This is a genomic window from Citrobacter sp. Cc139, assembly GCF_030334645.1.
Lineage (GTDB): Bacteria > Pseudomonadota > Gammaproteobacteria > Enterobacterales > Enterobacteriaceae > Citrobacter > Citrobacter werkmanii.
In genome coordinates, this window is the sequence record NZ_JAOWDM010000091.1 from 61,802 (window position 1) to 75,052 (window position 13,251).

Genomic DNA, 13,251 nt, shown 5'->3' on the forward strand with positions numbered 1-13,251 from the left:
ATGACACAACCTCTGTTAGCTATTGAGAATTTATCGGTAGGTTTTCGCCACCAGGAGAGCGTGCGCACCGTTGTCAACACTCTCTCATTGCGGGTTGATGCCGGGCAAACGCTGGCGCTGGTGGGCGAATCTGGCTCAGGGAAAAGTGTGACCGCGCTTTCTATTCTGCGCTTATTACCGTCCCCTCCTGCGGTCTATCTTGCCGGAGATATTCGTTTCCATGATGAATCATTGCTTCACGCCGACGAGCAGACGCTTCGCGGCGTACGAGGGAACAAAATCGCCATGATTTTCCAGGAGCCGATGGTGTCACTGAACCCGCTTCACAACCTGGAAAAACAGCTTTACGAGGTGCTGTCGCTGCATCAGGGAATGCGTCGCGAGGCCGCCCGGGCAGAGATTCTGACCTGTCTGGACCGCGTCGGGATCCGTCAGGCGGCCAAACGTCTCGCAGATTACCCGCACCAGTTGTCCGGCGGTGAGCGCCAACGTGTGATGATCGCCATGGCGCTGCTAACGCGGCCAGAACTGCTGATTGCCGATGAACCCACCACCGCGCTGGATGTCTCCGTCCAGGCGCAGATCCTGCAATTGTTACGGGAGTTACAGCGAGAGCTGAATATGGGATTACTGTTCATCACCCATAACCTCAGCATTGTGAAAAAGCTGGCCGATACCGTGGCGGTCATGCAAAACGGCCTGTGCGTTGAGCAAAATCGTGCCGCACAACTGCTCTCTGCGCCCTCGCATCCGTATACGCAGAAATTGTTAAACAGCGAACCTTCCGGTGACCCGGTCCCCTTACCTGTAGGGCAAGCTCCCTTGCTGGAAGTGGAAAAACTCCGCGTCGCCTTCCCTGTCCGCAAAGGCATTCTGAAGCGCGTAGTAGACCATAACGTTGTGGTCAACGACGTCAGTTTTTCCCTGCGGCCCGGTGAAACGCTGGGGCTGGTCGGTGAGTCAGGTTCCGGGAAAAGCACCACCGGGCTGGCGCTACTGAGGCTAATCACATCGCAGGGGAGTATTGTGTTCGATGGCCAGGCGTTGCATACCTTAAATCGTCGCCAGCTGTTACCCGTACGTCACCGCATTCAGGTGGTATTTCAGGATCCTAACTCCTCGCTAAACCCACGCTTAAGCGTGCTACAAATTATTGAGGAGGGACTACGCGTTCATCAACCGACACTTACTGCCGAACAACGTGAAGCGCAGGTGAAAGCGGTCATGACGGAAGTGGGGCTGGATAGCGAAACGCGACATCGTTATCCCGCAGAGTTTTCCGGTGGTCAACGTCAACGCATAGCCATTGCCCGGGCGTTGATTCTAAAACCTTCGCTGATCATTCTGGATGAACCGACATCCTCACTCGACAGGACCGTACAGGCGCAAATCCTGATGTTGTTAAAGTCCTTACAGGAAAAGCATCGTCTGGCCTATATTTTTATCAGCCATGATTTGCATGTCGTACGCGCGTTGTGCCATCAGGTTATTGTGCTAAGGCAGGGAGAAGTTGTGGAACAGGGGCAATGCGAGCACGTATTTAACGCGCCACAACAGGCCTATACGCGTCAGCTGCTCGCGCTAAGCTGACGCTCAAAACGGATTGTTATTTGAAAAAGGTTCTGCGATTGCCACGCCGAAATTTTTCAGTCTGCAGGTCGCAGCAAACTCATCCTGACGATTCACAAACAGGCACGGCTCCCCTTCGCATTCCAGAACGGAACAAGGAACCTCAATGTCACTGAGGGCCTGGCTGAGTTTATGCATGACTGACCACGCGCTATCACCATCCGGGCTGAGCAATTTGAGCGCCACCAGGCTGTTCTCATTGCTCTGGCCGTTTTGCGGAATCGGTTCAACTTTCGAACCTGCGAAACCCACCGACCAACGATAGCACTGCGGCAGACGATGAACGATTGAGAGTTGTAATGTCATCACTTTCTTTCCCTGGAAGCACAATCACTTCACAATTATTTTACATCAATATTAACACATCATTGACAAAACGTCTTTAAACAGTTGGTAAACGTTTACACCCATGTCCATATGCTGCTTTCCGAACCAGGTATTTAAATTTATTCAATGGTTCTGGCAAATTTCCGGGCTATATGTACTCGTTTCTGCGATCTAACTCAACCTTTTTAACTACAATGATGTGACTTTTTACATAAATTGATTTTACATAAAATAAACATAAGCAGGAGAATTGATAGATTTGCGGTTGATATACATCAACTCTGGAGGCCTTATGACCTCCAGGTTGTGTATTAGATCACCGTTTTTTAGCGCGACTGGCGTAGAGATAGAAGAGAATAGAGCTGGTGGCGCAAAACGCTATCGACCAAATCATCGGCCAGGCCGAGTTAAAGGTCGCCAGAGACAACAGTGCCCCAACAATAGCGCCAATGCCAAATCTGAACGTCCCCGCCAAAGATGATGCCGTTCCCGCCATGTGCGGGAATTCATCCAGGATGACCGCCATCGCGTTAGATGACACCATCGACACGCAGCCGACAAATGCCGCCACGCCCACCACCAGCGCCCAAAAACCTACCCCGAATAGCGCACTGAAAACCATCCAGCCCGCCATCACAAACTGGATCCACAGCCCCGCACGGAACATATTCAATGCCCCAACCCGGCGAACAAAGCGGCTGTTGATGATGGTCATCACGAACAGGAAAACAATATTCAGCGCGAAGTAGTAACCGAAATGCTGCGGTGAAACATGGTTAATCTCGATGTAGACAAAAGGCCCGGCGCTAAGGAAAGAAAACATTCCGGCAAAGCTGAACCCGCTGGCCAGCATATAGCTCAGTACGCGCTTATGACGAAACAACGAGGCAAAGTTGCCAAGAGTAGTGCGCAAGCGAAACGGCTGGCGACGCTCTACGGGCAATGTTTCTTTGATCAGCGTAAAGATCATCACTGAAGCCAGAATAGCCGCCACGGCGAGGATCCAAAAGATATAGTGCCAGCTCAGCCATACCAGCACCCAGCCGCCCACAATGGGTGCCAGCAATGGCGCTATCGTGGTGACCAACATGACGAATGACATCATGCGCGAGAACTCTTCCTTCGGATAGATATCGCGCATCAGGGCGTTGATAACCACGCTCGCCGCCGCAGCCGCCAGACCATGGAAGAAACGCATTATGATCAGTTGATCGATAGTTTGCGCCAGCGCACAAGCAACTGCCGCCGCCGCAAACACCAGCGTTCCGCCCAGTATTACCGGCTTACGCCCAATGCTGTCTGCCATTGGACCATACAGCAACTGCCCCACCGCAAAACCTAAAATATAGGTACTGAGGGTCATCTGCGCGCTACCGGCAGGCACACCAAACTGTTCAGAGATAACAGGCAGCGCCGGAAGATACATATCAATCGACAACGGCATCAGCATGGCTAACAAGCCAAGGATAAAGACAATGGCAATTGACGAGTTCTGCCGGGTGGTCACATTTAGCTCCTGAGATTAACGCGGGGTTAAGTTAACGCTGGCAATTTCTTCTTCAGTTAATGGACGGTATTCGCCAGGCTCAAGGTCATCATCAAGCTTAATGGCGCCGATCCGTTCACGGTGCAGTTCTACAACGTGGTTTCCCACGGCGGCGAACATGCGTTTCACCTGATGATAGCGCCCTTCGCTGATGGTCAATCGCACCTGAGTTGGCGTAATGACTTCCAGCACGGCCGGCTTTGTCAGGTCTTTTTCGTTATGCAGTTGTACGCCACGGGCAAACTGTTCGGCGGTATCATCCGCCACCGGCGATTCCAGCGTCACCAGATAGGTTTTCTCACAATGGTGACGTGGCGAAGTGATGCGATGCGACCACTGTCCGTCATCGGTCATCAGCACCAGTCCGGTGGTGTCGATATCCAGACGGCCTGCCGCATGTAATTTGTGTGCGACGGGTTCATCAAGGAAATAAAGAACCGTCGGGTGATCCGGATCATCCGTTGAACAAACATAGCCCTGCGGCTTATTCAGCATAAAATAGCGCGGGCCATTCTGTTGAACCAGGGAATTGCCGTCATATTCGACGCCATGTTCTGGCAGCAGCTTAAAGGCGCTATTTCTGACGATTTCACCGTCGACGGTAACGCGGTTAGCACGGATCTCACGCCCGGCAATAGCGCGGCTGACGCCGAGTTGCTGAGCGATAAATTTATCAAGTCGCATGAGTGTGATTTTTGCCTGTAAAAATACGAGAATCGGGTTTGCGCCCGAAAAGTGGGACTGTTATCCGCCCAGTATAGCGGTGTTACACCATCCCTCAAGGGAAATGATTCATGGCATACTATTCATTGTTACTGTTTACCTTAGTGAGCCCATGATTTTTACTCTTCGCCCGTACCAAAAAGAAGCCGTGGACGCCACGCTCAACCATTTTCGCCACCACCGCACGCCGGCGGTTATCGTCCTGCCAACCGGCGCGGGCAAAAGCCTGGTGATAGCGGAACTGGCCCGCGTGGCGCGTGGTCGCGTGCTGGTACTGGCGCACGTCAAAGAGCTGGTCGCGCAAAACCACGCCAAATATTGCGCGTTGGGGCTGGAGGCCGATATTTTTGCCGCCGGGCTGAAGCGTAAAGAGAGCCACGGAAAAGTGGTATTTGGCAGCGTACAGTCGGTGGCGCGTAATCTGGATGCATTTCAGGGAGAGTTTTCCCTGCTGATCGTCGATGAATGTCACCGCATCGGTGATGATGAAGAGAGTCAGTATCAGCAAATCCTCACTCACCTGACCAACGTCAATCCCCACTTACGCCTGCTGGGGCTTACCGCCACGCCTTTTCGTCTGGGTAAAGGCTGGATTTACCACTTTCATTATCACGGAATGGTGCGCGGCGATGAAAAAGCGCTGTTTCGCGACTGCATTTATGAATTACCGCTGCGCTATATGATTAAACACGGCTACCTGACGCCGCCGGAACGCCTCGACATGCCGGTCGTGCAGTATGACTTCAGCCGCCTGCAGGCACAAAGTAACGGCCTGTTCAGCGAGGCGGACCTTAATCGGGAATTAAAAAAGCAGCAGCGAATCACGCCGCATATCATCAGCCAGATTGTTGAGTTTGCCCAGACGCGCAAAGGGGTGATGATTTTCGCCGCCACCGTTGAACACGCCAAAGAAATTCTGGGCCTGCTGCCTGCTGACGATGCCGCACTTATTACCGGAGATACGCCGGGCGCGGAGCGTGACGTACTGATTGAAGATTTCAAAGCCCAGCGCTTTCGCTTTCTGGTGAATGTGTCGGTCCTGACTACCGGCTTCGATGCCCCACACGTCGACCTTATCGCCATTCTCCGCCCGACGGAATCAGTCAGCCTGTACCAACAAATTGTTGGTCGCGGACTGCGCCTGGCCCCAGGTAAAACCGACTGTCTGATCCTCGATTACGCGGGCAATCCCCATGACCTGTACGCCCCGGAAGTGGGCGCGCCGAAGGGAAAAAGCGACAACGTGCCGGTGCAGGTGTTTTGCCCTGCCTGCGGATTTGCCAACACCTTCTGGGGCAAAACAACGGCTGACGGCACGCTGATTGAACATTTTGGTCGCCGCTGCCAGGGATGGTTTGAAGATGATGACGGTCATCGCGAACAGTGCAACTTTCGTTTCCGGTTTAAAAATTGCCCGCAGTGCAACGCGGAAAATGACATTGCCGCCCGCCGCTGCCGTGAATGCGATACGGTGCTGGTCGACCCGGATGATATGCTGAAAGCGGCGTTGAGGCTAAAAGATGCGCTGGTCCTGCGCTGTAGCGGTATGGTGTTACAAAATGGCCAGGATGAAAAAGGCGAATGGCTAAAAATCACCTATTACGATGAAGACGGAGCCGACGTCAGCGAACGCTTTCGTCTACACACTCCCGCGCAGCGTACGGCATTCGAACAACTGTTTATTCGCCCGCACACCCGTACCCCCGGTATTCCCTTACGCTGGATAACCGCCGCCGATATCCTCGCCCAGCAGGCGCTGTTACGCCATCCTGATTTCGTGGTTGCGCGCATGAAAGGTCAGTACTGGCAGGTGCGTGAAAAGGTCTTCGATTATGAAGGTCGCTTTCGCCGGGCACATGAATTACGCGGTTAATTGTACTTTTGATTGATGTACCAGCCGTTTGAGTATAGAATCTCGCCCGCTTTTGCATACGCAAAGCAGATCACTTACCTGTTGCTGGGTCGCCTGTAGCAGGAATTATTAAAGAGAGATTTAAATGTTTACTATCAACGCTGAAGTACGTAAAGAGCAGGGTAAGGGTGCGAGCCGCCGCCTGCGTGCCGCTAACAAGTTCCCGGCAATCATCTACGGTGGCGCAGAAGCCCCGATTGCTATCGAACTGGATCACGATGCAGTTATGAACATGCAAGCTAAAGCTGAATTCTACAGCGAAGTTCTGACCATCGTTGTTGACGGTAAAGAAGTTAAAGTTAAAGCTCAGGCTGTACAGCGTCACGCTTTCAAGCCGAAGCTGACTCACATCGACTTCGTTCGCGCGTAATCGCCTGGAAGTTGAAGAAAACCCCGCCTCGGCGGGGTTTTTTTATGGAATTTTGTTCGCGGTAAAGATGAATCACGCAGGCCGGATAAGGCGTTTGCGCCCCATCCGGCAAACGGTTTTATTTCCCGCCCGACGTGCGGCGCTGGAGCTGGTCGCGCAGGTTCGGCGGCGTACCTTTGATGGTCAGGGTATCTGTAGCCGGATCCCAGAAAATACGCTCGCCCAGCAGCATGGCGTCAAAATTAATGGTTAACCCACCGCCGCTGCCGGCAAATTTGGTTAATTGGCGCAACGTACTGCGATCCGCCGGGAAGCTCTCTTCCAGCTCATAGCCTTTATCAGCAGCGAAGTCGCTGAAGCTGACTTCACTGACGCCGGAAAGCTCTTTAGACAGCGACTCCAGCTCAATCTCTTCACCGGCCTGTAGCTGCTCGTTGCAGTAGCTGTACACCTGCTGCCGCACATTCTGGCGCTCGGCTTTATCCAGTTGCGCCTCATTGGTGAAGTCATCAACCGCCTGCAGCAGACCGCGGTTTTGCGCTTTGGCGTTCAGACCTTCGCTGGCGCCGAGAAAGTCCATGAAGAAATCGGCGACTTTGCGCCCTACCCGCCCTTTCAGGAACGTCAGATAGCGTGTGGACTCCGGATTGGTTTCCCACTCGGTTAAATCAATACGCGCCACGATGTCCGCATGATTGATATCCAGATAGTGCGTCGGATTGATATCCAGATTTTCATTGACGCGCATGCTGCTTAAATTGTTCAGTACGGCAACCAGCAGATACTCTACCGCCAGATAGCGGTAATGGCAGAACAAGACAATACCACCATCGGCAAAAGGATATTTCGCCAGCTCGTCCCGCAAACGCCCTGTCGCGGCACGGCTAAAGGCCAGAAAATCCTCTTCACCCTGACGCTGTAAACGCAGCGTTTGCGCCAGCTCGCTCTCTTCGCTGAACAGGCCATAGGCTTTATTCTTGGCGCTATACACCCGATGCAGTTCAGCCATCATATCGACAACGGTCGCTGTCGGTTCCAGTAATGAATCGCGCAAGACCAGCTCAAGGTTTTGCTCATCACGTTTGATAAGCTGGTGCAGGGCAATCTGGTTGATATCCAGACTCATGATAAACTCTCCTTTTAGACCGGGCGGTATTCAACCACCTGCCGGGCAGTGACGCAATAGAAGATAAAAAAGCAGAAAAAAAACTGTCCGTACGGTAATATGTTGCCCTTTCATGAACAGACTGATTTCGATTTATGCCACAAATTTCCCGCTATAGTGACGAACACGTTGAACAACTGCTGAATGAGATGCTCAACGTACTGGAAAAACATAAGGCGCCGACCGATCTTTCCCTGATGGTACTGGGAAACATGGTGACTAACCTTATCAATACAAGCATCGCACCGGCCCAGCGCCAGGCGATTGCCAACTCTTTTGCCCGCGCATTACAGTCTTCGGTAAACGACGACCAAGCGCATTAAGAGCCTGATCCGGGGAAACGAACAACAGTTTATGGTAACTCATCGTCAGCGCTACCGTGAGAAAGTCTCCCAGATGGTTAGCTGGGGGCACTGGTTTGCTTTGTTCAACATTCTGTTGGCCATGGTACTCGGTAGCCGTTACCTGTTTGTCGCCGACTGGCCGACTACGCTTGCAGGGCGCGTTTATTCCTACCTGAGCGTTGTCGGGCATTTTAGCTTCCTGGTGTTTGCCACCTATCTGCTGATCCTGTTTCCCCTGACGTTTATCGTCATGTCCCAGAGGCTGATGCGATTCTTATCAGCTATTCTGGCGACAGCTGGCATGACGTTGTTGTTAATCGACAGCGAAGTTTTTACCCGCTTCCACCTGCACCTCAACCCGATCGTCTGGGAACTGGTCATTAACCCTGACCAGAATGAAGCGGCGCGTGACTGGCAACTGATGTTTATCAGCGTGCCGGTTATTCTGTTAATCGAAATGCTGTTTGCGACCTGGAGCTGGCAAAAACTACGCAGCCTGACGCGTCGTCGCCATTTTGCTAAACCGTTAGCCGCATTCTTCTTCGTTTCCTTTATCGCTTCGCATGTGGTGTACATCTGGGCAGACGCCAATTTCTATCGCCCTATTACCATGCAACGCGCGAACCTGCCGCTCTCCTACCCGATGACGGCACGCAAGTTTCTGGAAAAACATGGTCTGTTGGATGCGCAAGAATATCAACGCCGCCTGATCGAGCAGGGAAACCCGGAAGCGGTTTCCGTGCAGTACCCGCTCAGCGAACTGCGCTACCGCGATATGGGAACCGGACAGAACGTTCTGCTGATCACCGTAGACGGCCTGAACTACTCCCGTTTTGAAAAACAGATGCCAGCGCTGGCTGAATTCGCTGAGCAGAATATCGCCTTTACGCGTCACATGAGCACAGGCAACACCACGGATAACGGGATTTTTGGTCTGTTCTATGGCGTTTCTCCAAGCTATATGGACGGCATTTTGTCGACCCGAACGCCTGCGGCGCTGATCTCTGCGCTGAACCAGCAGGGATATCAGTTGGGGCTATTCTCCTCGGATGGCTTTACCAGCCCACTTTATCGCCAGGCGCTACTGTCAGATTTCTCTATGCCGAGCGTGCAAACGCAGTCTGACGAGCAGACCGCCAGCCAGTGGATCAACTGGCTGGGCCGCTACGCGCAGGAAGATAACCGCTGGTTCTCCTGGGTCTCCTTTAACGGGACGAACCTGAACGACAGCAACCAGAAGAACTTTGCCAAACGCTACGCCAATGCCGCTCAGGATGTGGATGCCAACATTAACCGGATCCTTAGCGCCCTGCGCGACTCCGGTAAACTGAACAACACGGTGGTGATTATTACCGCGGGTCGGGGCGTACCGCTGACTCAGGAAGAGAACAATTTTGCCTGGTCGCGCGGTCATCTGCAGGTTCCTCTGATTATTCACTGGCCGGGAACACCTGCTCAGCGCATCAATAGCCTGACCGATCATACGGACCTGATGACGACGCTCATGCAACGTCTGCTCCACGTCAGCACGCCAGCTAACGAGTACTCGCAGGGCCAGGATTTGTTTAATGCAACCCGCCGCCATTACTGGGTTACCGCCGCCGACGGCAGCACGCTGGCGATTACCACGCCAGAGATGACGCTGGTGCTTAACAACAACGGTAACTATCAGACCTATGATTTACACGGTGAGAAGATAAAAGATCAGAAACCGCAGCTGAGCCTGCTGCTACAAGTTCTGACGGATGAGAAACGATTTATTGCTAACTGATTAATTATAAATCAGTTAGCAAACCATCCTCTTGCATTCACGCTGGAAAGCAGTAGTATTGTCAGCCATAGCGTCGGCACGTAGCGCAGCCTGGTAGCGCACCGTCATGGGGTGTCGGGGGTCGGAGGTTCAAATCCTCTCGTGCCGACCAAAAATCCCTAAAAATAACCAACCCCTGTGGTTGGTTTTTTTATGCCTGTTTTCTGAACGGGGAAGTAACGGGGATTAATCGGGGAAAAATCCCCGACGCAAAGCGTCGACTTCGCGGTAAAATTTCAGCTATACACATCACCGGGAAGTCATCAACCTCATTTATGAAAAAGGAATTTTGATAGTCTGCCCGGTGCAAAAGATATCCTGAAGCAATGCTATTGTCAGAGAAAACGAATTTAAGGAACTCATCCTTTTGTTGCTTTTTCTGAAACAGTTGAGCTTCCCTTTCCACATCGCCATCATCTACCTATAGCTTACCCATTTCTGATGTCGTAGATAATTTCCCCACAATGGTCTTCAACCACAGACAACTTCGTATTAGCAACGTCAAATTTACAAAGTTGCTAAAGTAGCCAACCATCGACATAGCAAAGGCTGCTATTTTTGATTTATCATCACTTATCGTTTTCTGTCCAGCCAAATACACCGCGTACAGAACGCTTCCCAAAGAGAATGAAGCCAAGAAGGTTTTAAAGTCACACAGGCCCCAGCCCAATCATAATACCCTGCATTCACTTTGTAATGACAAGGCTGATTTATTCAGTAAACAGATGATTTATAATAATTTAATTTTAAAGAATTCAGAATTTATCCCGGAAAGAAACATTCCCAATGCTTTAGGGTAGGAGTACCATTAGCGCATAAAACAATACAAATAATATGGATATGCTATGCCCGTAGACTGGACAATAAACCCCACGTCGGGAACTCCCATAGTCCCCGGAGGGGTCAGGCAACTTACAATAGGAGAGATTGCACTAGCAAGGACGCTGTTTGGTGGAAGTATTATCTATAGCAAGGTGTGGGTACACCTTGAAAGCTATCTCCCCTTCAATATGCAACCCGTAAATGTTGCCATGACGCCAAACGGTGAACTTTGGTTTAGAGAGGGAACTTATTCACCTGATTTCTCTTTGGAACGTGACATACAGAAAAAGCACAGATTCATGCATGAGATGGTTCACGCCTGGCAAGCACAGAAGGGAATGTTTGTCAGAACCAGAGGTTTGTTCTCTCGTTTCGCTGATTACAGTTACAGTTTAGATAAGGCTGATTTTCTTCATTACGGATTAGAACAGCAAGCATCAATAGCCAGTGATTATTGGTTACTTCTCACATATGGATTTAATAGTGGCACCTTATATTTATCTGTATACAGAGATTACAATCCTAATGAATCAGTTTATTCTTTAATATCAAAATACAAAGCTGTTATGAAAGGATTTCCCGGATGAAAAAATCAACTATTATCCCCTTAATATTTCTTCTGTCAGGCTGCCCCGGTGGAGGTGTACCAGTTCCACAGCAACGTAGTGTTTTTAAACAAGGCGATACTATTTGCTTCACTGTAAATAAAACAGATGTTTTAGAGCGTTATAGTATCTACTATTCGCCTGGCAGGAAATATACAGTTATTAAAGCAGATGATGGAATCTCTCTAAAATATCCTGACACTTGTTTTAAAATTAAATTAAAGCACGGATATATATATAATATATCTTATTCTCTCAATAATAAAAGCTATTCAGATTCATTCTTTATAGATAACGATGGAAACTATTAATCATGTCATTACCAGCTTATTTATTTTTATATGATGAAAACGGAATGCAGATTCCGGGAGATTGTTTATCCTTAGGCCGTGAAGGTGCTATAGAAGTCATGAATAGTAGTTACGGTGTTAGACAGCCTGTTGATAGCAACACTGGCAGCATGACAGGCTGTAGGCAGCATAATCCCGTAATTGTGCATAAGCAACTTGATAAAGTCAGCCCTTACCTGGCTGTAGCTGTTTGTGAAGGGAAGAGACTGCAAAAGGCAGTCATTAAATATTATGAGACTATAGAAGCAGGGATCGAAGTAGAGATTTATAATATTACTCTGGAAGATGTCGTTATATCCTCTGTAGATTTTACACATGTCTACTATCCCGGTAGTTCGTCCCCTAATATGCATGAGGTAGTAGGTCTTAGATTCCGTGACATTGAATGGAATTATGTTAGAGGGAATATTAAATACAATGATGCCTGGATGAAACCAGAAAAAAAGAACAGCAACAATAAATAAACGGGCATCACGCGCCCTCTATTTCATCAATCAATTTTAAACTCAACAATATCAGAACGTGGGTAACGTTTTTGTACCTGGGTACCCATTCCTGATGAAGAACGACGGCTGATGCGTAAAGACGTACGGGTCGATCCTCAATGCTCCAGATTGTTACACCATAACCATTTGTGAACGTTGGTTCTCAATAAGGCGCTGTAACTATACATTACTGACAGAACCGTAACCGTATGCAGGATCGGCCCGATTACAGACACTGAAAAGTTATGCCATAGCCTGATCCCATTTTCCCCCGCCCCCCAGCACCCTCACGGCGTCTTACCGTTCTTGAACCTCACATTGTCCATGTATTCTCCCTCTCTTCAGCACAGGTTTTACTACTTACCCATGCACAAATTGGGGTAAAATTTATCCTCTCATCAGCGCGATGAATCTGGACGATTGATGCGCTGAAAACAATAATGATACTAATAAAACTCAGGAGAATAGTATGCCTGAAGCAACGCCTTTTCGGGTGCTGATTGTCGATGACCACCCACTGATGCGGCGGGGAATTAGTCAATTATTGCAACTGGATCCCGCATTTAACGTAGTAGCTGAAGCAGGTGACGGCGCAAGTGCGATCGATCTGGCAAACCGTCTGGACCTTGACGTGATCCTGTTGGATCTCAATATGAAAGGTATGAGTGGGCTGGATACCCTGAATGCGCTGCGTCGGGACGGTGTGACCGCACAAATTATCATTCTGACCGTTTCGGATGCCGCCAGCGATGTATACGCCCTAATTGACGCGGGTGCGGATGGTTATTTGCTCAAAGACAGCGATCCTGAAGTCCTGCTGGAAGCCATTCGCAGCGGCGCCAAAGGCGGTAAAGCGTTCAGTACACGCGTCAGTGAATATCTGCGCGAACGCGACCTGTTCGGGGCACAAGAAGATCCGTTCAGCATTCTCACCGAACGCGAGCTGGATGTCTTGCATGAACTGGCTCAGGGGCTGTCGAATAAACAGATTGCTTCAGTGCTGAATATTTCCGAACAGACGGTGAAGGTGCATATTCGCAACCTGCTGCGCAAACTCAACGTGCGCTCTCGCGTTGCTGCCACTATTCTGTTTTTGCAAACGCGCGGTATGTAATAACCAGATATTGCCCGATAGCGCTACGCTTATCGGGCCTACACGTCAC

13 protein-coding genes and 1 tRNA gene are annotated in these 13,251 nt (G+C 50.3%); 10 read left to right on the top strand and 4 right to left on the bottom strand.

The genetic code is table 11. The features are described from left to right. The gene (yejF, locus tag OGV69_RS18410; protein WP_069323429.1) at nt 1–1,590 is read left to right on the top strand and encodes a microcin C ABC transporter ATP-binding protein YejF; all 1,590 of its coding nucleotides are present in this window, start codon (nt 1–3) and stop codon (nt 1,588–1,590) included. Nucleotides 1,591–1,593: 3 nt separating this feature from the next. Here the strand turns inward: yejF and OGV69_RS18415 are convergent, their stop codons facing one another. The 3 genes from OGV69_RS18415 to rsuA form a co-directional block, all read right to left on the bottom strand. Further along, nucleotides 1,594–1,938: a YejG family protein gene (locus OGV69_RS18415; protein ID WP_029139605.1), complete on the bottom strand. Its 345-nt coding sequence runs from the start codon at nt 1,936–1,938 to the stop codon at nt 1,594–1,596. A 334-nt stretch (nt 1,939–2,272) separates the two neighbouring features. Further along, nucleotides 2,273–3,463: a Bcr/CflA family multidrug efflux MFS transporter gene (locus OGV69_RS18420; protein WP_042307254.1), complete on the bottom strand. Its 1,191-nt coding sequence runs from the start codon at nt 3,461–3,463 to the stop codon at nt 2,273–2,275. A 15-nt stretch (nt 3,464–3,478) separates the two neighbouring features. Beyond that, on the bottom strand, nt 3,479–4,186 hold the full coding sequence (gene rsuA, locus OGV69_RS18425; protein WP_069323428.1) for a 16S rRNA pseudouridine(516) synthase RsuA: 708 nt from the start codon (nt 4,184–4,186) through the stop codon (nt 3,479–3,481). 151 nt (nt 4,187–4,337) lie between these two features. Here rsuA and radD point away from each other — a divergent pair, with 151 nt between their 5' ends. Further along, nucleotides 4,338–6,098, top strand: a complete 1,761-nt coding sequence (gene radD / locus OGV69_RS18430) for a DNA repair helicase RadD (RefSeq protein ID WP_069323636.1) — start codon at nt 4,338–4,340, stop codon at nt 6,096–6,098. Nucleotides 6,099–6,222: 124 nt separating this feature from the next. Next, nucleotides 6,223–6,507: a 50S ribosomal protein L25 gene (rplY, locus tag OGV69_RS18435; protein WP_006683755.1), complete on the top strand. Its 285-nt coding sequence runs from the start codon at nt 6,223–6,225 to the stop codon at nt 6,505–6,507. Between the two features lie 118 nt (nt 6,508–6,625). Here the strand turns inward: rplY and yejK are convergent, their stop codons facing one another. Beyond that, nucleotides 6,626–7,633, bottom strand: a complete 1,008-nt coding sequence (yejK, locus tag OGV69_RS18440) for a nucleoid-associated protein YejK (RefSeq protein ID WP_110497382.1) — start codon at nt 7,631–7,633, stop codon at nt 6,626–6,628. A gap of 134 nt (nt 7,634–7,767) precedes the next feature. On the opposite strand from yejK, the gene OGV69_RS18445 reads away from it, so the two are divergent. The 7 genes from OGV69_RS18445 (at nt 7,768) to narP (ending at nt 13,202) form a co-directional block, all read left to right on the top strand. Next, nucleotides 7,768–7,995, top strand: a complete 228-nt coding sequence (locus OGV69_RS18445; protein ID WP_003027506.1) for a YejL family protein — start codon at nt 7,768–7,770, stop codon at nt 7,993–7,995. A gap of 31 nt (nt 7,996–8,026) precedes the next feature. Continuing rightward, the gene (yejM, locus tag OGV69_RS18450; protein ID WP_038642064.1) at nt 8,027–9,787 is read left to right on the top strand and encodes an LPS biosynthesis-modulating metalloenzyme YejM; all 1,761 of its coding nucleotides are present in this window, start codon (nt 8,027–8,029) and stop codon (nt 9,785–9,787) included. A gap of 74 nt (nt 9,788–9,861) precedes the next feature. After that, a tRNA-Pro gene (locus OGV69_RS18455) sits at nt 9,862–9,938 on the top strand. A 733-nt stretch (nt 9,939–10,671) separates the two neighbouring features. Then, entirely contained in the window at nt 10,672–11,235 is a 564-nt protein-coding gene (locus OGV69_RS18460) for a type IV secretion protein Rhs (RefSeq protein WP_069323425.1), read from the top strand. Then, a complete protein-coding gene (locus tag OGV69_RS18465; RefSeq protein WP_069323424.1) occupies nt 11,232–11,564 on the top strand; it encodes a putative T6SS immunity periplasmic lipoprotein in 333 nt (110 codons plus the stop codon). The genes OGV69_RS18460 and OGV69_RS18465 overlap by 4 nt, the downstream gene beginning before the upstream one ends. A gap of 2 nt (nt 11,565–11,566) precedes the next feature. Continuing rightward, nucleotides 11,567–12,067 (top strand): Hcp family type VI secretion system effector, encoded by a 501-nt coding sequence (locus tag OGV69_RS18470; RefSeq protein WP_069323423.1) that lies wholly within the window; start codon nt 11,567–11,569, stop codon nt 12,065–12,067. A gap of 490 nt (nt 12,068–12,557) precedes the next feature. Then, a complete protein-coding gene (gene narP / locus OGV69_RS18475) occupies nt 12,558–13,202 on the top strand; it encodes a nitrate/nitrite response regulator protein NarP (protein WP_069323422.1) in 645 nt (214 codons plus the stop codon). Nucleotides 13,203–13,251: the final 49 nt, after the last annotated feature.